The sequence below is a fragment of the Nonomuraea sp. NPDC005501 genome (genome assembly GCF_040605905.1).
Lineage (GTDB): Bacteria > Actinomycetota > Actinomycetes > Streptosporangiales > Streptosporangiaceae > Nonomuraea.
This window is the reverse complement of record NZ_JBEXDT010000052.1, coordinates 38,786-61,633: the sequence shown is the minus strand read 5'-3', so window position 1 is coordinate 61,633 and position 22,848 is coordinate 38,786. Positions and strand designations below refer to the sequence as shown.

Below are 22,848 nucleotides of genomic sequence, written 5' to 3'. Positions count from 1 at the left end.
CCGGTTTCCGTACGTGCGCCCGAGCCGCACCATCGCGATCGTGGAGATCATGTTGAGCACGAGCTTCTGCGCGGTGCCGGCCTTGAGCCGGGTCGAGCCGGCCACCACCTCGGGTCCCACGACGACCTCGATCGCGTGCTCGGCGGCGGCCGACAGGGGCGCGCCGTCGTTGCACGACAGGCCGACGGTCAGCGCGCCGCGCCGCCGCGCCTCCGCCAGGGCGCCGAGCACGAACGGCGCGCGGCCGCTGGCGGACACGCCCACCACCGAGTCGAGCGGTCCCACCTCCAGGCGCGCCAGGTCCGCGGCGCCGGCCTCGGCGTCGTCCTCCGCGCCCTCCACGGAGCGCGTGAGCGCGTCCGGGCCGCCGGCGATGACGCCCTGGACGAGCTCCGGGTCGGTGCCGAACGTGGGCGGGCACTCCGACGCGTCGAGCACGGCCAGCCGCCCCGACGTGCCGGCGCCGACGTACAGCAGCCGGCCGCCCGAGCCCATCCGCGCGGAGATCGCGTCGATGGCGGCCGAGATGGCGGGGATCACCACCGCGACGGCGGCGGGCACGGCCGCGTCGGCCTGGTTCATCAGGCGCGCGATCTGCTCGGTCGGCAGCCGGTCGATCTGGGAGTAGCGGGGGTCGCTCTGCTCGGTGGCCAGCTCGCCGGACGGCACTGCGGTCTGACCGTCGGCGGGAGCGGCTGACGCACCGGCGGACGACACGGTGGAGGGCTCGGATAGCGGATCAATCATGACGCTAATTTCCACCTTCTCCTTCTCTCTTGTAAATATCTTTCAGATTATGGATTCATGACCTATGTACGAACCGGTGCCGAGCGGCTGGCCGCGGATCCCTCCCTGGCCGGCGGACGGCGGCTCGGCCTCATCACCAACCCCACCGGAGTCCTGCCCGACCTGACCCCCACGGCGCAGGCCCTGCTGGCGGCCGGAGCGCCGCTGGTGGCGCTGTTCGGCCCGGAGCACGGCGTGCGCGGGACCGCGCAGGCGGACTCCAGCGAGCCGGACACGACCGATCCGCGGACCGGGCTGCCGGCCTTCGACACGCACAAGCGCTCCGGCGAGGCGCTGGACGAGGTGGTGGCCCGCTCCGGGGCCGACACGCTGGTCTTCGACATCGCCGACGTGGGGACCCGCTTCTACACCTACGTGTGGACGATGTACGACCTGATGGCCTCGGCCGCGCGGCTGGGGCTGCGGTTCGTGGTGCTCGACCGGCCGAACCCGCTGGGCGGGACCGTGACGGAGGGTCCGGAGCTGGACCCGGCGTTCGTGAGCTTCGTCGGCAGGTTCCCGCTGCCGGTGCGGCACGGCAGGACCGCGGGGGAGCTGGCCGTGCTGTTCGGCTTCGACCTGGACCTGCGCGTCGTCGAGATGGAGGGCTGGCGGCGCGACATGGACGCCGCCGCGACCGGGCTGCCGTGGGTGATGCCGTCGGTCAACATGCCGACCCCCGACACCGTGCTCGTCTACCCCGGGACCGGCCTGTTCGAGGGCACCACGTTCTCGGAGGGGCGCGGCACGACCCGGCCGTTCGAGCTGGTCGGCGCGCCGTTCGCGGACGAGCGGTTCGCCGCCGAGCTGGCCGCGCTGGACCTGCCGGGGGTGCGTTTCCGTGACACCTGGTTCACCCCCACCTTCCACAAGCACGCGGGGACGGCCGTGCGGGGCGTCCAGCTCCACGTGCACGACCGGGCCGCGTTCCGGCCGGTGCTGACCGGCGTGTCCATGCTGCACGTGGCCCGCACGCTCTACCCGGACGGCTTCGGCTGGTGGGGGCCGGAGAACGCCGAGAACCACCTGTGGGGGTCCGACACGCTCACGGCGTGCCTGGACAAGGGCGAGGACCCGCGCCCCCTGTGCCCCGAGCCCGCTCCCCCCGGCGGGCCGCTGCTCTACACCTGACATCACGCCAGGTCGCGCCGGTAGAGCCAGAAGACGCGTTCGGCGCGCGCGCCCACGGCGCGCGCGTAGAACCGCAGCGGCCCCACCCACCCGATCTCGGCGGTGGCCTGGCCGGCGGCGCGCTGCTCGGCCAGGCACCGGCGCAGCAGCACCCGGCCCACGCCGAGCCCGCGTGCCTCCGGCGCCGTGCCCATCGGCCCGAACCACGAGGGCCGCGAGCCCCAGGCGGCGAACCCCAGCACCCGGCCGTCGCGCTCGGCGTAGTGCAGGCCGGTGGCGTTGAGCGCCTCCCAGGCCCAGCGCTCGTTCCAGTGCTCGCCCACGAAGGCGGCCACCCGGCCGCGCTCGTCCCCGTCGTCCGCGCGGCGCACGGCCACCCCCGCCTCGGCCAGGAGCGCGAGGTCGTTCGCCGTGCCGAGGTCGGCCGTGGCGAGCCCGGCCGTGGCAGTGTCGCCCGTGGTGATGTGGGCGGTGGTGAGGCGGGCGGTCATGTTCCAGGCGACGTGGTAGCGCTCGTAGCCCAGGCTCTCGGCCAGGCAGGCGGCGGCGGTGTAGCGGACGTCCACGCCGGGCCAGGCGTAGCACGGCGGGTTGCCGGCGAAGCGGGCCTGGGTCGCGCCCTGCCCGCGCAGCCACTCCTCGGCCGCCCGGACCAGCTCCCGGCCGACGCCGCGCCCCTGCCGCTCCGGGTGGACGGCCAGCAGGTCGAGGTGTCCCACGGAGGGATCCCTGGACGACAGGGACGCCATGACGACGCCGCCGCCCGCCACCAGCGCGGTCCACGTCCGGTCCGCCGGGGGCGCGGCCAGCCGCCGTACGAGCGCGCCCGCCTCGGCGGAGTCGAGCGTCAGCGCGGCCTCGGCGGCTCGCACGGCCTCCCGCAGCTCCGCCCCACCGAGTCCGGCGGCCTGCGGCACCCGGCTCACACGCCGCTCAGCGGGCGGGCGATGACGTCGCGGCGCTCCGGGTGGAAGCACGCGTGCTCCTGCGGGACGCCGTCGGTCGCCCGGAGCAGCGGCAGCTCCGTCTCGCACCGCTCGCTCCGGAACGGGCAGCGGCGGGCGAACAGGCAGCCGGAGTCGGCCTTCGACTCGTCCAGCGACTCCAGCGGCACCACCGGCTGCTCGCCGGGCTGCTCCAGCCCGTGCAGCACCGGGATGGCCGACAGCAGCGACTGCGTGTACGGGTGGACCGGGTCGGCGATGACCGTGTCCACCGGCCCCCGCTCCACGACCTGGCCCCGGTAGATGACGTACAGCTCGCCGTCGCCGCCGATGTAGCGGGAGGTGGCCACGTCGTGGGTGATGAACAGCACGGCCACGCCGAGCCGCTCGCGCAGGTCCTTCAGCAGCGCGAGGATGCCCAGCCGCAACGACACGTCGATCATGGAGACGGCCTCGTCGGCGACGAGCATCTCGGGGTCCACGGTCAGCGCGCGGGCGATGACGACGCGCTGCCGCATGCCGCCCGAGAGCTGGTGCGGGTAGCGCGACAGCACGGTGCCCGGGTCGAGGCCGACCAGCGACAGCACCTCGGCGGCCCGCTCCTCCATCCACTTCCTCGATCGGCCGGTCTGCTTCGCGCGCAGCGCCAGCGGAGCCTGGAGGGTCTGGTGGATGGTGCGGGTGGGGTTCAGGGCCGAGTAGGGGTCCTGATGGATCATCTGGATCTTGCGGAAGTGCGGCTGGCGCTGCTTGGTCCTGAGCGGCGTCATCGGCGTGCCGTCGATGGCGATCTCGCCCTCGTCGTACGTCTCCAGCCCGGCGATGATCCGGCCGAGCGTGGTCTTGCCGCAGCCCGACTCGCCGATGAACGAGGCCGCGCCGCCCTTGGCGATGGTGAAGTCGACGCCGCGCAGCGCCCGCACCTCACGCCCGGCGAGCACGCCGCCCCGCTGCTTGAAGGTCTTGGTGATGCCTGTTCCCGTGATCACGCGTGCTCCTTGACGCCCACCGCGTGGCAGGCCACGATCCTCGGCCCGTGCGCGACGGCCGCCGGGTCGTCGCTCTCGCAGACGTCCATGCGCAGGGCGCAGCGCTCCCGGAACACGCAGCCCTGCTTCGGCACGGTCGCCAGCGTCGGCGGCCGGCCGGGCAGCGCCCGCGCCTCGTCGATGTCGCCGACGAGCCGCGGGATGGCCTGGATGAGGCCCCGGGTGTACGGGTGGCTGGGCGCGCCCAGCACCTCGCGGGTCGGTCCCTGCTCGACGAGTCGCCCGCCGTACATGACCGCCAGCCGGTCGGCCACCTCCGCCACCACGCCGATGTCGTGCGTGATGACCAGCGTGGTCAGGCCGCGCTCGGCGTGGACCTCCCGGACGATCTTCAGGATGTTCGCCTGGGTGATCATGTCGAGGGCGGTGGTCGGCTCGTCGAGGACGACCAGGTGCGCGTTGAGCACCAGCGCCAGCATGATGCCGACCCGCTGGCGCATGCCGCCGGACAGCTCGTGCTGGTGCGAGTCGAGGACCCGGGCCCCGTCGAGGCCCATCCGGCCGAGCAGCTCCTTCGCCTCGCGGACCAGGCCGCGCAGGTCGTCCACGCCGTGGGAGCGGCCCAGGTCGAGGAGCTGCTTGCCGACCGTCTTGAGCGGGTTCAGGGAGTTCTGGGCCGCCTGGAAGACGTACCCGATGTGCGCGCCGCGCGCCTTGCGCAGCCGCTCGCCCGCGAGGCCGACGACGTCGCCGAGCCCGTCGATCTCGACGCTGCCCGCCGAGATCCGCCCCGGCGGCTGCACCGCGTTGAGCAGCGACAGCGCCAGCGTGGACTTGCCGGAGCCGGACTCGCCGACGATGCCGGTGATCGAGCCTGGCTCCAGGGTGAGGCTGACGTCGCGGACGGCCGGCAGCTCGCCGGCGGGGGTCTTGTAGACGACGGTCAGGCCGTCGATGCGCACCCCTGGGGCGGGCGTCGCCGGCGCCGTGACCGGCTCGGGCGCCGCCTGCGGGGCTGCCGTCTCTGGCTGGGCCACCGTTACTCCTCACGCAGCCGGGGGTTGAAGATCTCGTCCATGGCGTCGACCACGAGCACGATGCCGAGCGTCAGCAGCAGGATCGCGAGCAGCGGCGCCAGCAGGTAGCCGAGCGCGTAGGGGGTGATCATCGCGCCGGCCTGGAAGACGGCCAGGTTGAGCATCACGCCCCAGTTGTTCGACTCGTACGGCAGCACGCCCAGGAAGAACAGGCCGACCTGCGCGTAGACGGCGCCGGTGACCGCGATGAGCATGTTCATCGCGATGTACGGCGCCATGCTCGGCAGCAGCTCCTTGCCGATGATGTGGCGCGTGGACAGGCCGAGGCCGCGCGCCGCCTCGATGAAGCCGCGCTCGCGCAGCGACAGCGTCTGCGCCCGCACCGCGCGGGCCACGCCGCCCCAGCCGAGCAGGCCGAGCACCAGGCCCATCTGCAGCGGGTTGCCGAACTTCCAGACCGTCGCGAGGACGAGCAGCAGGGGCAGGCCGGGGATCGTCAGCTTCATGTCGGTGACCCGCATGAGCACGGTGTCCCAGCGGCCCCGCTTGAAGCCGGAGAACAGGCCGAGCCCGGTGCCGAAGACCACGGTGATGAGCGCGGTGACGGCGGCGCTGAGCAGCACGTACCGGGAGCCGGTGATGACCAGCGCCAGCACGTCGCGGCCCTGCGGGTCGGTGCCGAACCAGTGCTCCCAGCTCGGCGGCTGGGTGATCGCGTTGGCGTTGTCCGGCAGCTGGTCCGGGTAGAACATCGGCCCGAAGATCGCCATGAAGGCGAAGCCCACGAGGATGACCGCGCCGGCCAGCCGGCTGGGCTTGCGCCTCATCACCCGCCACACGCCGCGCCAGAAGTTGCGCCGCATGGTCGAGGCCGTGGACGGGGCCCCGGGCCCCGCGCCGGTCCCGCCGGACGACGCCTCGGGGATGAGCGTGGCGCTCATGACGCCTCCTCTCCGCTGCGCACCCGCGGGTCGATCGTGGTGTAGAACAGGTCGGCCACGATGTTCGCCACGATCACCGCCGTCGTGATGAGCAGGAAGGCCCCGCTCATCAGGGCGTAGTCGCGGTCGTTGACGCCGTTGATGAGCATCAGGCCGAGGCCCGGATAGTTGAAGATCTTCTCGATGAAGACGGCGCCGCCGAGCAGCAGCCCGAGCGACAGCGCCAGGATCGTGAACAGCGGCAGGATCGCGTTGCGCGCGATGTAGCGGAAGACGATCGAGCGCTTCATCCCGCGCAGCTCCGCGGCCAGGATGAAGTCGTCGCCCAGGACGGTCACCACACTCGACTTCATCGCCAGGACCCAGCCGCCGTACGCCGACAGGGCGTAGGTGACGACCGGCAGCACGGCGTGCTCGGCGAGCGAGCCGATGTAGCCGGCGTTGAACCCGGGCTCGAAGAGGATGTCCACCGGCCCTTCGGCGGGCAGGATCGGGATGAGCGTCGCGAAGATCACCACGAGCAGCATCGCCAGCACGTACTGCGGGATGCCGTGCAGCAGCGAGCCGGAGATCGCCAGGGCGTCGCCCAGCTTGCTCTTGCGCTTGATCGCCGCGAACACCCCGAGCATGACGCCGACGAGGAAGCTGAGCAGCGTGCCGGCCAGCACCGGCAGCACCGTCCACTTGGCCGCCTCGCCCAGCACGTCGAGGACGGGGGTGCCCGGCCTGCTGACGGAGACGCCGAGGTCCAGGTGGACCAGCCCGGCCATGTAGTCGGTGTACTGCTGCCACAGGGTGCCCGTCGGCTGGAAGCCGTAGAGCACCTTGACGGCCTGCGCGGCCGCCTCCGGGGACATGCCGCCCTCGATCAGCTTCTCGTAGCGGGCGGCCATGGGGTCGCCCGGGATGTTGTTCACGATGAAGAAGCTGACCGTGGCGACCACAAGGATCATGACGAGCCCGCGGGCCAGGTGGCCCGCGAGTCGCCGTGCGATGACCGTCATAAGTGCCTTACTGCTTCGCCTTGACCATGCCGAGCTGGATCCACACGCCGGCGGGGAGCACCCCGGTGCCGAGGCGGAGGATCTCGTCGTCGTGCGGCCAGCCGGTGAAGCGGCTGTTGTTGACGAACTGGTTGTTGACGTAGTCCCAGAGCTGGATGACCGGCAGGTCCTGGTTGGCGGCGGTGGCCAGCTGGGCCATGATCGGCTTGGCCTGGTCCTCGGTCGCCGTGTTCAGCTTGCCGGTCAGCTCACCCGGGTTGATCTTGGCGCCGTCGACTTCGATCTCCTCGGGGCCGCCCATCCAGTTGCCGCCCTTGCCGGGCGCGGCGTGCGTGACCTTGCCGGCGACGTTGGTCCAGCCGTTGGAGGCGCCGTAGAGGCGCTGGAAGATGTCGTACGGCGCGGGGCCGAGCGCCATCAGCCAGAAGCCGACGTCGTACTTGCCGGCCGCCAGCTCCTCAAGGTAGAGCGGGTAGTCGGTGGTGGTCACGACCTCGGCGTCGATGCCGTTCTTGACGAGCTGGCTCTTGATGTTCTCCTGGGCCGACAGCCAGTCGGAGAAGCCGGACGGCGCGTGCATGGAGACCTTCCACGGCGTGCCGTCGGCGAGGGTCCACTTGCCGTCCTTCTTGGACAGGCCGGCCTGCTTGAACTCGGCCTCCGCCTTGGCCGCGTCCACCTTGTACGGGTCGAGCTTGGGGAGCGTGTCCGGGATCCAGGCCGCGGCGGCCTTCTGGTGGATGCCGCTGGTGGTCACGGCCGGGGTGCCGCCCTCCGGCGAGGCGACCTTGGTGACCTGGTCGCGGTCGATGAGGTAGGCCAGGCCGCGGCGCACGTGCACGTTGTCGTACGGCTTCTTGGACTGGTTGAAGGCCATGCTCACGGCCACCGGCGAGTAGCCCTTGATGACCTCGTTGCCTGGCGCCTGCTTGATCCGGTTCATCACGTCCGTGGGGGCCGCGACGAAGCCGGACTGGTCGAGCTTGCCGGCGGTGAGGTAGTTCCAGATCTGCTCGTTGCCGGTGTAGTTGAGGAACTTCACCTGGGCCGGGGCCACGTTGGCGACGTTGTAGAAGTTCTTGTTCTTGACCAGCAGCGCCTCGCCGGGGTTGACCCGCTCCAGCACGAACGGGCCGGCCGAGACGTCCTTGGGCGGGGCGAAGGTGAGGACCTTCTGGCCGAACGCGGTGATGTCGGCGCGCGCCTTCTCGGCGTCGGCGCCGTCACCGCGGGCGGTCTTCAGCGTGTCCCAGAACGTCGCGGGCAGGACGTCCTTCCAGACGTGGGACGGCAGGATCGTGGTGTCCAGCACGCCGCGCACGAACTTGGGGCTCGGGTTGGCCATCTCCTGCGTGATCTTCAGGGTCTTGTCGTCCACCACGGTCACGTCCGCGGCGGCTCCCGCGGCGCCCGGGGTGACCGAGAAGGCGGTGCTGCCCTGGGTGTAGGCGATCCCGATGGACATCTTGACGTCCTCGGCGGTGACCGGCTGGCCGTCCGACCACTTCGCGTTCGGCTGCAGCTTCAGCGTGATGGCGGAGTTGTCGGGGGCGACCTCCCAGCTGGCCGCGATGCCGGGGAGCGCCTGGTTCGGGTCCGTCAGGTGGTTCTTGACCCAGCCCAGCTTCATGGAGTTGAACCCGGGGAACGAGTTCCCCTTCGGGTTGTACGGGTTGGCCGGCGCCGACGCGTCCAGACCGGGCCTGTTCACGTCGATCGTGGTGAAGAGCCCGCCACCTCCGCCCGAACCGGACTTGTTGGTGGAACCACCGCTGCTGCACGCTGTCACGGTGGCAAGGCCCAGCAACGCCACTACCGCTGCTAGTCGCTTCATGTTCCGCTCCGGGGGATGTCTCGCCTGTTCAGGATCTGCAGGATTGACCCGGACCCTACGGTCGGGGGAAAGACGCGTCAATAATCTCCAGGGGTTGTGAGGTTAATGTAACTTTCCTTCATCGGTGTCCGCAATGGCGCTCGGCGCCATCCCGCCCGGGGCCCGCCCGGAGCCCGGACCCGCCGGTCAGAGCACGTCCCAGGGCACTCCCTCGTAGGCCGCCGCCACCCGTGCCATGGCCGTCTCGTCCGTCTTCAACGGCAGGTCGCCCACCCGGCACACCGGCACGACGCCCCACGAGTTGGTCATGAAGACCGCCGGATGGGCCGGCAGATCCGCCACCGTGAGCGGGCGCCGCTCGGCGGGCAGCTCGCCCTCCAGCAGCGCCATCGTGATGCCGCGCAGCATCGGCGCCTCCGGCCAGACGATCCGCTCCCCGTCGGAGCAGCCCAGGTTGGCGATCGTCCCTTCGGAGATCAGGCCGTCCGGCCCGACGAGCAGCGCGTCGTCGAAGCCCTCGGCCCTGGCCCGCAGGCCCAGGTGGGCCTGCGGGAAGCCGCCGAGGTGCTTGATGTGCGGCAGGTAGCGCCGGTAGGGCACCGGGAGGAGGGCCTGCGGCCCGGCCGGCCACGCGTGCGCAGGGGCCGCCGTGGCGATCACCCGCAGGCCGTCGCGCTCGGCGACGATCACCCGCACGCTCGCGTCGGGCTCGCCCCGCAGGGCCAGGCGGGCGGTGGCCAGGACGAGCTCCTCGTCGAGGGCCGTGCCGAACAGCTCCCGGGTGGCCTCGCGGAGGCGGTCCAGGTGCAGAGCCAGGCCGCGCACCCGCCCCCCGCGCACCTGCATGGCGGTGAAGTGGCCGTAGCGGGCCGCCACGGCCGCCCCGAGGTCGGCGGCGCCGGCGGCCCGCCCGTCGATGGCGACATGATCGATCATGGCGCCCAGCGTACGGACCGCGGCCGAGCCGTCCAAGGTACGGACACCGGTCATGACGTCCAGCGTACGGACCCGCGCGGAGTGCTCCGGCGCAGGTCAGGAGGCCAGGGTCGCCGCCGCCGTCAGCCGGTCGCAGGCCAGCGTCGCCAGCAGCGCCGCGCCGTCCGGCACCACCGCGTCGTCGAACCGCGCCTCGGGCGAGTGGTTGTACGGCGCCGCCGCCGGGTCGAGGTCCGCCGGGCACGCGCCCAGGAACAGGAACGCGCCCGGCACCCGCTCCAGCACGTACGAGAAGTCCTCCGAGCCCATCACCGGCTGCGGCGTGACGAAGAACCGGCCGGGCCCGAACAGCTCACCGGCCGTCCGCTCGGCGAAGCCGGCCTCGTCCGCGTCGTTCACCGTCACCGGGTACCCCATGCCGAACGACGTCTCCACGCCCAGCGCGTGCGCCGCCGCGACGCCCTCCACCACCTCGACCAGCCGCCGCTTCACCACGGCCCGCGCGTCCGCGCTGAACGTCCGGACCGTCGCCTCGAACCACGCCTCGTCCGGGATCACGTTGTCGGCCGTCCCGCCGTGGAACTGCCCGACCGTGACCACCACCGGGTCGAACACGTCGAACGTGCGCGTGACCATCGTCTGCAGCTCCGTCACCATCGCGCAGCCCGCCTGCACCGGGTCCAGCGCCCGGTGCGGGCTGGAGCCATGGCCGCCGCGCCCCTTCACCTTCACCCGGAAGACGTCGGCCGCCGCCATGATGGGCCCCGGCCGCGAGGTGAACAGCCCCGGCGGCAGCATCGAGGAGATCACGTGCAGTCCGTACGCCGCGACCGGCCGGGGGCCGGCCGCCTCCAGCACGCCCTCGTCGATCATGACCTTGGCGCCCTCGAACCCCTCCTCGCCGGGCTGGAACATGAACACGACGTCGCCCGGCAGCTCCTCGCGCCGCTCGCTCAGCAGCCGCGCCGCCCCCGCCAGCATCGCGGTGTGCAGGTCGTGGCCGCACGCGTGCATCCGGCCCTCGATCTCCGAGCGGTACGGCAGGTCGTTCCGCTCCGTGACGGGCAGGCCGTCCATGTCGCCGCGCAGCAGCACGACCGGGGCCTCCCCGCCGGCCGGCCGCCGCCCGCCGCGCAGCACGGCGGTGACGGAGCTGAGCGCGGTGCCCGTCGTGATCTCCAGGGGCAGCCCGTCGAGCGCCGCCAGGACCTTCTCCTGGGTGCGCGGCAGCATGAGGCCCAACTCGGGGGTGGCGTGCAGGGAGCGGCGCAGCGCGACCAGCTCGTCCCGCAGGTCACGGGCGGATTCAGTGAACGGCATGTGCGACATAGGCACTATTCGCTCACATGCCGGTCGCGAAGTCGACAAGACTCCCTCGGTACGATGACCGGGTGACCGAGCGTAAACGGATTGATTACTGGCTCTCCGACATGGACGGCGTCCTCGTGCACGAGGGCCGCCCGGTGCCCGGTGCCGACACCTTCATCAAGCGGCTCAGCGAGTCGGGCAAGCCGTTCAGGGTGCTGACCAACAACTCGATCTACACCCCCCGCGACCTGTCCGTACGGCTGGCGGCGGCCGGGCTGGAGGTGCCGGAGGGGTCGATCTGGACCTCCGCGATGGCGACCGCCGAGTTCCTCGACGACCAACGGCCCGGCGGCTCGGCGTACGTGATCGGCGAGGCCGGGCTGACCACGGCCCTGCACGAGGTCGGCTACGTGCTCACCGACCTCGACCCGGACTACGTCGTGCTCGGCGAGACGCGCACCTACAGCTTCACCCAGATCACCCGCGCGATCCGGCTCATCGAGAACGGCGCCCGCTTCATCGCCACCAACCCCGACCCGATCGGCCCCTCCACCGAGGGCTCCCTGCCGGCCTGCGGCGCGGTCGCCGCGATGATCACCAAGGCGACGGGCGTGGACCCGTACTTCGTCGGCAAGCCCAACCCCCGGATGATGCGCAGCGCGCTCAACGCCATCGAGGGCCACAGCGAGACGACCGCGATGATCGGCGACCGCATGGACACCGACGTCGTGTGCGGCATGGAGGCCGGCCTCTACACGATCCTCGTCCTCACCGGCGTCACCCAGCCCCAGCAGATCGACCGCTTCCCCTACCGGCCCTCGCTCGTCGTCGGCTCGGTGGCCGAGCTCGTCGATCTCGTGTGAGCCGCCGTACCTGACAGCTTCTGACAGGTACGGCTGGCATGGTGGAGACCATGACCCGTGTCTATCTGGAGCTCGGCCCCAAGAAGGTCTTCGCCTGCTCGCTGGAGTGGCCCGGCTGGTGCCGGGTCGCCAAGGGCGAGGAGGCGGCGCTCGACCTGCTCGTGGAGTACGCCCCCCGCTACCGGGCGATCGCGGAGCGGGCCGGCCTGGCGTTCGAGCCGGGGGAGCCGGCCGTGGCCGCCCGGGTGCCCGGCGACATGACCACGGACTTCGGCGCGCCGTCCGCGACGCCGGACCTGGACCTGGAGCCCCTCGGGGCGGAGGAGGCCGCCCGGCAGGTGGCGCTGCTGCGGGCCGCCTGGGAGCTGTTCGACGAGACCGTGGCGGCCTCGCCGGAGGAGCTGCGCAAGGGTCCGCGCGGCGGCGGGCGCGACACGTCGAAGATCTACGACCACGTCGTGGAGGCGGAGCGCTCCTACGCCCGCAAGCTCGGCGTGCGGCACAAGCGGTACGCCTCGCGCGAGGACCGCGACGCGATGCGCGAGGAGCTCGCCGGGGTGCTCGCCCGGCCCTGGCAGCCGCCGGGCGACACCGGGTGGACGCCCCGCTACGCCCTGCGGCGCGTGGCCTGGCACGTCATCGACCACCTGTGGGAGATCGAGGACCGTCGCGGCGGATGAGCCGGGGCAGGGCCGCGATGTGCTCCGACAGGTAGCCCGCGACCGGCTCCGGCACCACGTGCCGCGAGGTGATCTCCGAGGGGAGCAGCGGCACCCGCTCCACCTCGTAGCGCCCGCGCGCCGGGTCGTCCACCTCGGGGCCGTGCCGCAGTGCCCAGTCCATGCCGGCCAGGCGGCAGCCGTACACGTGCTGCACCTTCACCCCGCCCCGCCACGGATAGCTCACCGTGGTCAGCGGCGTGACGCCCGACACCGTCGCGCCCAGCTCCTCCAGCAGCTCCCGGCGCAGGGTGTGCTCCAGCGTGGCGTCGTCGGGCTCCACATGGCCGCCGGGGACCGACCAGTAGACCTCGCGTCCCGGAACCGTGCGCCGGAACAGCATCAGCCGCTCGTCGCCGTCGAGCAGCAGGCCACGCACGCTGGGAAGCATGACGGCACCTTACGGGACGGGGACCACCTTCGGGTAACCTAACCTACGGTCCCGTAACAAAGGAGAACGTTCTTATGGCGATGACGCAGACGGAGCTTCTGCACGAGCTCGAACCCGTGGTCGCGGGAGAGCTCGACCGCCATCACACGATGGCCAAGGAGTGGTTCCCGCACGAGTACGTCCCGTGGAGCGAAGGCCGTGACTTCGACGGCGTCTACGGGGGCGAGGCGTGGCAGGACAGCGACTCCAAGATGCCCGAGGCGGCGCGCGTATCGCTCATCGTCAACCTGCTGACCGAGGACAACCTGCCCAGCTACCACCGCGAGATCGCCACCACCTTCGGCCGCGACGGCGCGTGGGGCACGTGGGTCCACCGCTGGACCGCCGAGGAGGACCGCCACGGCACCGCGATCCGCGACTACCTGACCGTCACCCGCGCGGTCGACCCGGTCGCGCTGGAGCGCGCCCGCATGACCCACATGGAGACCGGCTTCGCCAGCGAGTACGGGACCATGCTCCAGCAGCTCGCGTACGTCTCCTTCCAGGAGCTCGCGACCCGCATCGCGCACCGCAACACCGGCCGGGCGTCGGGCGACGAGGGCTGCGAGCGGCTGCTCGCCCGCATCGCCGCCGACGAGAACCTGCACATGCTCTTCTACCGCAACCTGCTCAAGGCGGCCTTCGAGCTCGAGCCCAACCAGACCATGCGGGCCGTGACGGACGTGGTGACCACCTTCCAGATGCCGGGATCGAGCATCGAGGGCTTCACCCGCAAGGCGATGATCATCGCTCACGAGGGCATCTACGACCTGCGCCTCCACCTCGACGACGTGCTCATGCCGGTGCTGCGCCAGTGGTCGGTCTTCGACAAGACCGGGCTCGACGCCGAGGGCGAGCAGGCGCGCGAGGAGCTGTCGGCGTTCCTGGCCAAGACGGAGGCCACGGCCGCGCGCTTCGTGGAGCGCCGCGAGGAGCGCCGCGCCCGCGCCGCCGCCGCTCGCTGACCGACCACAGCCCGGGCCTCCGGGAGCGCCCCGCGCCCCGCCAGGCCCGGCCCCCCGCCGCGCGGCTCTGTGCCGGGAGAGGCGGGAATGGTCCGTCTCGGGTGGTATGTCTGGGATGATCGGGGGCCATGGACTTCCCCGTGGCGCTGACCGTCTCCCTCGCCGCACTGGTGCTGATCATTCTGCTGGCCGGCGCCGCCCGGCGGCTCCTGGGGGTCAGGTTCGGGGCCGTCCGCACGTTCCTGGCCGCGCTGCTCGCCTTCACCATCGCCGCGCCGCTGCTCTCGCCGATCATGGGCTCGTTCCCCGCGGGACGGCAGGCCGATCCCGGCATCGGAGCCGTGTGGGTGGTCCTGCTCGTGACCATGTGCGTGGTGCTCATCCCCATGGTGATCCTCGTGCTGGCCGAGGCGCTGGTGCCGCCGGGCTCCATCCCGGGGCCGTTGGAGCTGGCCCGGTCGCTGCGCGGGCGGATCTCCAGGGCCAGGCGCTACTCCCAGATCACCCGGATCGCCGTCCGGCACGGCCTCGGCCCGTACCTGCGCGGGCGCGGCGACCGGGTCGAGGACCGGCCCGGCAGGCAGCGGCTCGCGGCGTCGCTGCGCCGGGCGCTCGACGACGGCGGCGTCACGTTCGTCAAGCTCGGCCAGGTGCTGTCCACGCGCCGCGACCTGCTGCCGCCGGAGTTCGTGGAGGAGCTGGGCCTGCTGCAGGACCAGGTCGCGCCCGCCCCGTGGGAGCAGGTCGAGCCGGTCCTGACCGCCGAGCTGGGCGGCCCGGCCGAGACCGTGTTCGCCGAGTTCGACCGTACGCCGCTGGCCGCCGCGTCCATCGCGCAGGTGCACGCCGCCCGGCTGCGCTCCGGTGAGAGCGTCGTGGTGAAGGTGCGCCGGCCGGACATCGACCAGATCGTGGCCAGGGACCTCGACATCGTGCGCCGCCTCGCCGCCACCCTGGAGAGCCGCACGCGCTGGGGCCGCTCGCTCGGAGTGCGCGACCTGGCCGAGGGGTTCGCGGCGGCGCTGCGCGAGGAGCTCGACTTCCGCGTCGAGGCGGCCAACATGGCCGCCGTCACCGCGTCCCGGCCGTCCGCCCCCACGGGGCCGTCCGGCGGGCTCGCGGACTCCGGCCGGATCGCGGTCACGTACCCGGCCCCCGTCACGGCGCTGTGCGGCGAGCGCGTCCTCGTCATGGAGCGGCTGACGGGCCGCCCGCTCGCCGCCGCCGGCGCGGAGAGCGGCCCTGAGCTCGCCCGCGCCCTGCTCGACTGCCTGCTCCGGCAGGTGCTGGTCGAGGGGGTCTTCCACGCCGACCCGCACCCCGGCAACCTCATGCTGCTCGACGACGGCACGCTCGGCCTGCTCGACTTCGGCTCGGTGGGCCGCCTGGACACCTCCATGCGCTCCGCCCTCCAGCGGTTCCTGCTCGCCATGAACCGGCAGGACCCCCTGGCCGTGACCGACGCGCTGCTGGAGGTGATGCCGAGGCCCGAGGACATCGACGAGCCCGCCCTGGAGCGCGCCCTCGGGCAGTTCATGGCCAGGCACCTGGTGCCGGGCGCGGCGAGCGTCCAGATGTTCACCGACCTGTTCAGGATCGTCTCCGGGCACGGCCTGTCCGTCCCGCCGGAGGTCGCCGCCGTGTTCCGCGCGCTGGCCACGCTGGAGGGAACGCTGCAGCGGCTGGCTCCGGGGTTCGACCTCGTCGGTGAGGCGCGCTCGTTCGCCGGGCGCCACCTCGCCGAGCGGCTCGACGGCGGGGCGCTGAAGGAGACCGTCGTCCAGGAGGCGGCCGCGCTGCTGCCCATGCTGCGGCGCCTGCCCCGGAGGATGGAGCGCATCGCCAGCGCCGCCGAGCACGGCCGCCTCGGCGTCAACGTCCGCCTCCTCGCCGACGACCGCGACCGCCGCTTCCTGACCGGGCTGCTCCACCAGGTGCTGCTGACGGTCCTCGGGGCCACGGCGGGGCTGATGGCGGTGTTGCTCCTCGGCGTCCAGGGCGGTCCGCGGGTGACCCCGGAGATCAGCCTCTTCCAGCTCATCGGATACAACCTGCTCGTCATCAGCGGGATCCTGGTGCTGCGGGTGCTGGCCGTCGTCTTCCGCCGCCCCCGCGACCAGCGCCCGTAGCCACTCAGGCCGGTAAAATCCACCCTCCCGGTCAACACTCTGGCCTCGGAGGTAACAGAACTTCATTCTGTTGATCTCTAGTGAGTGAACGTCCTCGCAGGTCAGAGGCGCGCCGGAGTCCCGTGCCGGCTTGGGCCGCAACTTGACCTTGACCTGGTGTTGGACATCCCCGACATCGGGCAGGTTCCCGGCCATGGCCACCTCATTGAGATCCTTCGGGAGCGAAGGGTGAGAATCATCGGGATCGCCGCGAGCCTCCACGCAGGATCCTTCATCAATAGATTGCTGACAGCGGTGGGCGGGGAGCTGCCGCCGGGCGTGCAGTTCACGCCCTGGACGGGACTCGCCGCGGTGCCGCCGTTCACCGGGGGACCGATGCCCGACACGCCCGCTGGCCTGCGCCGCCTGGTGGACGACGCCGACGCGCTGCTGCTGATCGCGCCCGAGCACAGCCTGCTGCCGGTCGAGCTGGGGGACGCGCTGCGGTGGATGTCCGCCTCCGGCGCCCTGACCGGCAAGCACGTCGCGGTGATGAGCGCCAGCGCCCGCGCCTGCGGCGCCATGTGGGCGCAGGCCGAGCTGTACCGGCAGCTCAGCGAGGCGGGGGCCATGGTCACGGGGGCCGAGCTGGTCATCTCGCCGCTGTGCCCGCACTTCGACGAGCGGGGCCGCCTGACCGTGGGCCGGCTGCGCGAGCAGGTGCGGGACGTGGTGAGCCGCCTGTGCACGGCCCCGGTCGGCGAGCCCGTGCCCGTCATGGAGCCCGTACCCGTCAGGCAGCCGGCGCTGCGGCGCGAGGCCGCCCTCACCGCCTGACCGGGCCCGCGTCGCTCGTCACGCCTCCGGCCCGACCGCACACCGGTCGGGCCGGAGCCGTGTACGGGACACGTACCGGAGAAAAGCCGTTGGCCGCGGCATATGTCCGCTCGGTACGGTGGAGGGGTCACCGGAACCCCGGTCACGACGAACGACAGGAGCAGACCACCATGCCCGGCCCGCTGGTCGTCAACGACGCGGTCGTCATCCCCGACGCCGAGCTCGTGTGGCGCTTCTCCCGCTCCTCCGGCCCGGGCGGCCAGGGCGTCAACACCACGGACAGCCGGGTGGAGCTGACGTTCGACGTGGCGGCCAGCACCGCGCTCCCGCCGGCGCTCAAGGCCCGCGCCCTCGACCGGCTGGGCTCGCCGGTCATCACGATCGCCGCCTCCGAGTACCGCTCGCAGCTGCGCAACCGTGAGGCCGCCTGCCAACGGCTGGCGCAGCGCCTGAGGGAGGCGATCGCGCCCCCGCCCAAGCGCCGCCGCCCCACCAAGCCCGGCCGCGGGGCGGTCGAGCGGCGCATCACCGCCAAGAAGCAGCGCGCCGACCTCAAACGCCTCCGCCGCGACCCCTGACCGGCCCGACACGCGGGGCGCGCTCGCCCCGCGAGGTCCCGATGCGGTAGGACCACGGCATGGAGATCTGGATCAACCCCGCCTGCAGCAAGTGCGCGAGCGCGCTGTCCCTCCTGGACGCCGCCGACGCCTCCTACACCGTCCGGCACTACCTGGAACAGCCGCCGACCGCCCAGGAGATCGACGAGGTTCTGCGGCGCCTCGGCCTGCAGCCCTGGGACATCACCCGCCTCAACGAGGCCGCCGCGGCCGAGCTGGGCCTCACCGACTGGCCGCGCGACGACGGCCACCGCCATCGCTGGATCACGGCGCTGGCCGACCATCCCGTCCTGATCCAGCGGCCGATCATCACCGCGGACGACGGGACGGCGGTGGTGGGCCGCTCACCGGACGCCGTCCGCTCCGTCCTGGAGCGCGAGCCGGCCCGCCCGGACGACGAGTAACCGCTGGAGGCGACCTCCCATCGATCTTCTGATGGTGGGATGCAAGCGACATGTGCGACCATCGCCGGGAATCCGCGGGTCTAGTGGGGAGGCGCTGTGGCGGGGATCGTCGGCGTGCACGGGATCGGGAAATACACCTACTACCTCGATGCCGGCAACTCGGTGAGCGGGGCGGCCGAGGCGATGCGCCTCAAGTGGAACCGCTACTTGCACGCGGCGCTCGGCGGGGAGGCCAGGCCGTACGTCACCGAGGTCGCCTACTTCTCGCACCTCCTGCACGACCGCGCCCCCGAGCGGGGCCCGCAGGCGTTCGCCGCCATGGGGACCGACGCCCACCACGTGCTCGCCGAGTGGGCCCGGCAGTGCGGCTGGGGCGAGCACGTCACCGGCGCGCTCCGCACGTTCACGGGCTGGCTGCTGACGCGGCTCGACGCCCGCTCGGCCGCGTTCGCCCAGCTCTTCGCGCCCGAGGTCGCCGCGTACCTGACGGACCCCGTCAGGCGGGAGCGGTCGCGGCAGGCCGTCGCCGCGACGATCCGGCGCAACCGGCCGCGCGTCGTCATCGCCCACTCCCTGGGCAGTGTCGTCGCCTACGAGGCGCTCTGGTCCGACCCCGGTGTCGAGGTGGACCTGCTGCTGACCCTCGGCAGCCCCCTCGGCATGCGCAACGTCGTCTTCGAGCGCCTCCTGCCCGCGCCCGTCAACGGCCGCGGCGGGCGGCCGCCCGGCGTCCGGCGGTGGGTGAACGTCGCCGACAAGGACGACATCGCCGCCATCCCCCCGGACCTGTGCGACAGCTTCGCCGGCGTCGACGTCGAGGAGCTGGTGAACCTGGACTGGATCGACTTTCACACGGCCGAGAAGTACCTGGGCTGCCCGGCGATCGACCCGCATCTGCGACCCTTTCTGTCATGAGATGGATCGTCTTCGACTACGGCAACGTCCTGTCGCTGCCCCAGCCCGAGTCCGAGGTCGACGAGATGGTCCGCGCGGCGGGCGCCGACCCCGCGGCGTTCCGGGCCGGGTACTGGAAGCACCGCCTCGACTTCGACCGGGCCGCCCTGACGACGGAGGAGTACTGGTCGGCGGTCCTGGGCCGGTCCGTGGACGCGGGGGAGGCGGCGCGCCTGAACGCCATGGACGTGGCGAGCTGGTCGCACCCGGACGAGGGCGTGGTAGCGCTCCTCGGCGAGCTGCTCGCCGGCGGCAGCGGCGTGGGCCTGCTGTCGAACGCCCCCGCCTCCCAGGCGGACGGCCTGGAGGCGCTGCCCTGGGTCGCCGCCATCCCGCACCGCGTCTTCAGCGGCCGGATCGGCCTGGTCAAACCCGATCGCGCGATCTACGACCACCTCGCCCGCGAGCTGGGCGCCGACCCCGCCGACGTGGTCTTCGTGGACGACCGCCAGGTCAACGTGGCCGGGGCCCGGGAGGCGGGAATGACCGGCGTCCCGTTCACGACGGCCGGCGCGCTGCGCGCCGGCCTGACCTCTCTGAACGCCCTCTGATCGCCCGCTGATCAGCCCTGATCCACGCGCCGGCCCACGGCCTCGACCGACGCTGTTCACTCGTACGTGGCGCCGCTGTCATGACCGGGTCAGCGGCGCCGGACATACCTGAGGCGTGAACCGCAGATCCTTCCTCACCGCGGCGGCGGCCGGCCTGCTCACCCAGGCCGGCGCCCTCACCATCCCCACCTCACCGGCGGGGGCCTCCGCCTCCCTCGCGGCGGCCGGCTCCCTCGCCCTCAAGGGCGACCCGTTCACGCTGGGCGTCGCCTCGGGCGACCCCTCCACCGACGGGTTCGTGCTCTGGACCCGCCTCGCCCTGGACCCCCTCGGCGGCGATGGACGCGGCGGCATGCCGTCCCGCGACGTGGACGTCGACTGGCAGATCGCCGCCGACGAGCGCTTCGGGTCCGTCGTCCGCTCCGGCACCACCACGGCCCGCGCGGGCGCCGCGCACAGCGTCCACGTCGAGGTGGACGGCCTGGAGCCCGGCCGCGAGTACTTCTACCGCTTCCGCTCCCAGGGCCGCCTGTCGCCCGCCGGCCGGACCCGGACCGCGCCCGCGGGAGAGCGGCCCCTCGCGTTCGCCGTCGCCGCGTGCGCCCACTACGAGCACGGCTACTACACCGCCTACCGGCGCCTCGCCGAGGAGGAGCCGGAGCTCGTCGTCTTCCTCGGCGACTACATGTACGAGTACGGCCCGAGCGGCTACACCGCGCTCGCCGGCCGGGTCCGCACCCACACGCCCGGCAAGTGCGCCACGCTCGCCGACTACCGGCTCCGCCACGCCCAGTACAAGAGCGACCCCGACCTCCAGCTCGCCCACGCCACGGCCCCGTGGCTGGTGGCCTTCGACGACCACGAGATCGAGAACAACTGGGCCGGCCCCGTCTCCAGCACCGGCGCGCCCGGGTTCGCCGGCCGCCGCGCCCACGCCTTCCGCGCCTACTACGAGAACATGCCGCTGCGCCGCGCCAGCCTGCAGGGCGCCGTGCTGCGGGTCAACCGGCGCGTCTCCTGGGGGCCGATGGCGCGCTTCCACCTGCTCGACACCCGCCAGTTCCGCGACGACCAGGCGTGCCTGGACGGCGTGCGGGCCGGCTGCGACGACCGGCTCGACTCCGGGCGGACGCTGCTCGGCCCGGACCAGTGGAGCTGGCTGGAGAGCGGCCTGCGCGGCTCCACCGCCCGGTGGAACCTGCTCGGGCAGCAGATCATCATGACGCAGCGCGACTACAAGGTCGGGCCGGGCCGCGAGGTGAACCTCGACTCCTGGGACGGCTACGCCCCCGAGCGCACCCGGCTGCTCGGCTCGCTCGCGGCCACGTCCAACCCGGTCGTCCTGACCGGCGACGCCCACATGCACCACCTGGCCGACCTCAAGACCGACTTCGACGACCCCGACGCGCCGGTGATCGCCAAGGAGCTCATCGCCTCCTCGATCGCCAGCGACGGCGACGGCTACCGCGACAAGGCGTGGATCGCCGAGGCGCTGTCGGAGAACCCGCACATCTCGTTCATCGACCAGCGGCGCGGGTACCTGATGGCCAGGCTCACCCGCGACGAGCTGTCGGTGGACTACCGGACTCTCGACTACATCTCCCGCAGGGGAGCCCGGGCCAGGACGGCGCACCGGGTCACGATCCCGTCCACCGCCCAGGCCCGCGCCTGACCGTCTCCTGTGCGGACGCTGAAGGTTGGCTCAGCGTCCCGGCCAGGCCCCGTCGGGGAACCCGCTCCCCGAGCCGCCCTCCAGCACCACCTGGTCGCTCTCGCTGAGGCCCGAGGTGACCTGCACGTACTGGTCGCTGCGCACGCCCGTGCGCACCACGCGGGTGGCGTCCCGGCCGCCCGAGCGCACGGTGACCACCGAGGCGCCGTCCGCGCGGCCGCGCACCGCCGCGACGGGCACGTAGACGGCGTCCGCCGCGCTGCCGGTCGTCACCACGACCGACGCCGTCTGACCCAGCATGATCCCCGACGGCGGCTCGTCGAAGGCCAGTGCGACGGAGTAGCGGACGAGGCTGCCGTCCGTGGTGGCGGTCGGGGCGATGCCGGTCACCCGGCCCGCGTACCGCTGCCCGGGGCGCGTGGCCAGTGTGATCTGCGCCTTCTGGCCGATCTTGAGCCGGTTGACGTCGGATTCGGTGACCATGGCCTGGACCTGCTGCTCGTCCAGGTCGCCGAGGCTCACGAACGTGCCGCCGCCGGCGGCGTCACCGGCCCGGCCCGCGACCGACAGGACCGTCCCCGCGGCGGGGGCCACGATGCGGGTCCCCCGTACGGCGTCGGCGGCCTGCTCCAGCGCCGCCTGGGCGCGGTCGACGTTCGCCTGCGCCTGCTCCTCGCTGAGCCCGCCCTTCGCGCCGCCGCCCGGCGCGCACGCCCCCTGGGAGGGACGCGCGGCGCTGGAGGCGCGGGTGCTGGGACCGCCCGAGGGCCGGCCGGAGGGACCGCCCGACGGCTTGCCCGTGGGCTTGCCGGTCGCCTTCCCGGTCGGCCTGCCGCTGGTCCCGGGGCTGGCCTTGCCGGTCGGGCCGGCGCTCGGGCCGCCGGTGGGACGTCCCGTGGGGGACGCGGTGGGGGACGCGGTGGGGGGCGCAGTGGGAGTCGGAGCCGGGCCGCCCGTCGGCCCGGCGGTGGGCTCCGTGGTCGAGGGGCGGGTCGGCGGCGCGGCGGTGACGGTCGTGGTCGCCGTCGCCGTCGCCGTCGCGGTGACCGTGACGGTGGCCGTCACGGTGACGGTCGCCGTGGGCTGCGGCTCAGGTCGGGTCGGGTCCGGCGAGGGGCGGCCGGGAGGGTGCGACGCCGAGGAGGGCGTGGGCGTGGGGGAGGCGGCCGTCCCGTGGAGAGGGGCGGGCGTCCCGGACCGCCGGAACACGACTGCCTGGGCGGCGAGACCGTGCGCGGCGACCCCCTGGACGGCGACCCCCTGGACGGCGACCCCCTGGACGGCGACCCCCTGGGCGGCGACCCCCTGGGCGGCGACCCCCTGGACGGCGGCTGCCGGGGCCGCCGAGGACGACGGGGCGCAGGACGAGGTGGCCGTCGTGGACGACGACACGTCCTCCAGCGCCTCCTCGGCCGCCGCCAGGTCCGCCTTGGCCACCTCGTACGACTCCCGCGCGGCGCGGCCGTCGATCCGGGCCAGCACCTGCCCCTTGCGTACCTTGGCCCCGACCTTGACGTACACGCGCGTCACGGTCCCCGAGCCGCCGAAGGCCAGGTCACGGCGCGACCCGTCGACGGTGTTGCCGGCGGCCGTCACCGAGGCGGTCACCGCGCCGCGCCTGGCCGCCGCCAGCTGGATCCGGGCGGTGGCCGGGGCGTCGTCGCGCAGCGCTACGGCCAGGCCGGAGCCGCCCGCCAGGACGGCCAGGGCCAGCGCGCCCAACGCGAGCGCCTTCGGCCGCGAAGTCGGTCTCATGACGGCCCATCCTGGCGCGGCAGGTTCACGCCCTCCTGCGAGCCGGCTCAGAGTTCGCTGTGT

At 72.9% G+C, this 22,848-nt stretch carries 22 protein-coding genes; 11 read left to right on the top strand and 11 right to left on the bottom strand.

Features of this window, described 5'->3' with window-relative positions; translation table 11 throughout:
• The coding region (locus tag ABZS51_RS24400) for an N-acetylmuramic acid 6-phosphate etherase (protein ID WP_355445114.1) at positions 1-747 on the bottom strand (747 nt) is incomplete at its 3' end.
• Between the two features lie 57 nt (positions 748-804).
• Between ABZS51_RS24400 and ABZS51_RS24395 the strand changes: the two genes are divergently transcribed.
• Entirely contained in the window at positions 805-1,917 is a 1,113-nt protein-coding gene (locus ABZS51_RS24395; RefSeq protein WP_355445111.1) for a DUF1343 domain-containing protein, read from the top strand.
• Positions 1,918-1,919: 2 nt separating this feature from the next.
• Here the strand turns inward: ABZS51_RS24395 and ABZS51_RS24390 are convergent, their stop codons facing one another.
• The 8 genes from ABZS51_RS24390 to ABZS51_RS24355 form a co-directional block, all read right to left on the bottom strand.
• Complete coding sequence (locus ABZS51_RS24390; RefSeq protein WP_355445108.1) at positions 1,920-2,843, bottom strand: GNAT family N-acetyltransferase; 924 nt, start codon at positions 2,841-2,843, stop codon at positions 1,920-1,922.
• Positions 2,840-3,850 (bottom strand): ABC transporter ATP-binding protein, encoded by a 1,011-nt coding sequence (locus ABZS51_RS24385; protein ID WP_310714058.1) that lies wholly within the window; start codon positions 3,848-3,850, stop codon positions 2,840-2,842. The genes ABZS51_RS24390 and ABZS51_RS24385 overlap by 4 nt, the downstream gene beginning before the upstream one ends.
• Positions 3,847-4,887 (bottom strand): ABC transporter ATP-binding protein, encoded by a 1,041-nt coding sequence (locus ABZS51_RS24380; protein WP_310714059.1) that lies wholly within the window; start codon positions 4,885-4,887, stop codon positions 3,847-3,849. The genes ABZS51_RS24385 and ABZS51_RS24380 overlap by 4 nt, the downstream gene beginning before the upstream one ends.
• A 2-nt stretch (positions 4,888-4,889) precedes the next feature.
• Positions 4,890-5,828, bottom strand: a complete 939-nt coding sequence (locus tag ABZS51_RS24375) for an ABC transporter permease (RefSeq protein ID WP_355445105.1) — start codon at positions 5,826-5,828, stop codon at positions 4,890-4,892.
• A complete protein-coding gene (locus ABZS51_RS24370; protein ID WP_355445102.1) occupies positions 5,825-6,832 on the bottom strand; it encodes an ABC transporter permease in 1,008 nt (335 codons plus the stop codon). Before ABZS51_RS24370 ends, ABZS51_RS24375 begins: the two co-directional genes overlap by 4 nt.
• Before the next feature lie 7 nt (positions 6,833-6,839).
• Positions 6,840-8,666, bottom strand: coding sequence for an ABC transporter substrate-binding protein (locus tag ABZS51_RS24365; protein WP_355445099.1), 1,827 nt, complete (start codon positions 8,664-8,666; stop codon positions 6,840-6,842).
• A gap of 186 nt (positions 8,667-8,852) precedes the next feature.
• A complete protein-coding gene (locus tag ABZS51_RS24360) occupies positions 8,853-9,656 on the bottom strand; it encodes an aminotransferase class IV (RefSeq protein ID WP_355445096.1) in 804 nt (267 codons plus the stop codon).
• Positions 9,657-9,698: 42 nt separating this feature from the next.
• Positions 9,699-10,922, bottom strand: coding sequence for a M20 family metallopeptidase (locus ABZS51_RS24355; protein WP_355445093.1), 1,224 nt, complete (start codon positions 10,920-10,922; stop codon positions 9,699-9,701).
• Between the two features lie 110 nt (positions 10,923-11,032).
• Between ABZS51_RS24355 and ABZS51_RS24350 the strand changes: the two genes are divergently transcribed.
• Both ABZS51_RS24350 and ABZS51_RS24345 read left to right on the top strand, forming a co-directional pair.
• Positions 11,033-11,773, top strand: coding sequence for an HAD-IIA family hydrolase (locus tag ABZS51_RS24350; RefSeq protein ID WP_355445117.1), 741 nt, complete (start codon positions 11,033-11,035; stop codon positions 11,771-11,773).
• Between the two features lie 50 nt (positions 11,774-11,823).
• The gene (locus ABZS51_RS24345; protein WP_355445089.1) at positions 11,824-12,453 is read left to right on the top strand and encodes a hypothetical protein; all 630 of its coding nucleotides are present in this window, start codon (positions 11,824-11,826) and stop codon (positions 12,451-12,453) included.
• Here ABZS51_RS24345 and ABZS51_RS24340 read toward each other — a convergent pair.
• On the bottom strand, positions 12,410-12,883 hold the full coding sequence (locus tag ABZS51_RS24340; RefSeq protein ID WP_355445086.1) for an NUDIX hydrolase: 474 nt from the start codon (positions 12,881-12,883) through the stop codon (positions 12,410-12,412). The two genes, ABZS51_RS24345 and ABZS51_RS24340, sit on opposite strands and share 44 nt — an antisense overlap.
• A gap of 74 nt (positions 12,884-12,957) precedes the next feature.
• On the opposite strand from ABZS51_RS24340, the gene ABZS51_RS24335 reads away from it, so the two are divergent.
• The 8 genes from ABZS51_RS24335 to ABZS51_RS24300 all read left to right on the top strand — a co-directional run bounded on the left by ABZS51_RS24335 (position 12,958) and on the right by ABZS51_RS24300 (position 21,030).
• Positions 12,958-13,887, top strand: coding sequence for an acyl-ACP desaturase (locus ABZS51_RS24335; protein WP_355445083.1), 930 nt, complete (start codon positions 12,958-12,960; stop codon positions 13,885-13,887).
• Between the two features lie 128 nt (positions 13,888-14,015).
• Positions 14,016-16,016, top strand: a complete 2,001-nt coding sequence (locus ABZS51_RS24330) for an AarF/UbiB family protein (protein WP_355445080.1) — start codon at positions 14,016-14,018, stop codon at positions 16,014-16,016.
• A gap of 84 nt (positions 16,017-16,100) precedes the next feature.
• Positions 16,101-16,832: an NAD(P)H-dependent oxidoreductase gene (locus tag ABZS51_RS24325; protein WP_355445077.1), complete on the top strand. Its 732-nt coding sequence runs from the start codon at positions 16,101-16,103 to the stop codon at positions 16,830-16,832.
• 170 nt (positions 16,833-17,002) lie between these two features.
• The gene (gene arfB / locus ABZS51_RS24320) at positions 17,003-17,410 is read left to right on the top strand and encodes an alternative ribosome rescue aminoacyl-tRNA hydrolase ArfB (RefSeq protein WP_310714082.1); all 408 of its coding nucleotides are present in this window, start codon (positions 17,003-17,005) and stop codon (positions 17,408-17,410) included.
• 59 nt (positions 17,411-17,469) lie between these two features.
• On the top strand, positions 17,470-17,853 hold the full coding sequence (locus ABZS51_RS24315; protein ID WP_355445074.1) for an ArsC/Spx/MgsR family protein: 384 nt from the start codon (positions 17,470-17,472) through the stop codon (positions 17,851-17,853).
• A 96-nt stretch (positions 17,854-17,949) separates the two neighbouring features.
• Positions 17,950-18,768, top strand: coding sequence for a hypothetical protein (locus ABZS51_RS24310; protein WP_355445071.1), 819 nt, complete (start codon positions 17,950-17,952; stop codon positions 18,766-18,768).
• Positions 18,765-19,358, top strand: coding sequence for an HAD family phosphatase (locus ABZS51_RS24305; RefSeq protein ID WP_355445068.1), 594 nt, complete (start codon positions 18,765-18,767; stop codon positions 19,356-19,358). Before ABZS51_RS24310 ends, ABZS51_RS24305 begins: the two co-directional genes overlap by 4 nt.
• A 115-nt stretch (positions 19,359-19,473) precedes the next feature.
• Positions 19,474-21,030, top strand: coding sequence for an alkaline phosphatase D family protein (locus ABZS51_RS24300; RefSeq protein ID WP_355445065.1), 1,557 nt, complete (start codon positions 19,474-19,476; stop codon positions 21,028-21,030).
• Positions 21,031-21,060: 30 nt separating this feature from the next.
• Here ABZS51_RS24300 and ABZS51_RS24295 read toward each other — a convergent pair whose 3' ends face one another.
• Positions 21,061-22,785 (bottom strand): efflux RND transporter periplasmic adaptor subunit, encoded by a 1,725-nt coding sequence (locus ABZS51_RS24295; protein WP_355445062.1) that lies wholly within the window; start codon positions 22,783-22,785, stop codon positions 21,061-21,063.
• Positions 22,786-22,848: the final 63 nt, after the last annotated feature.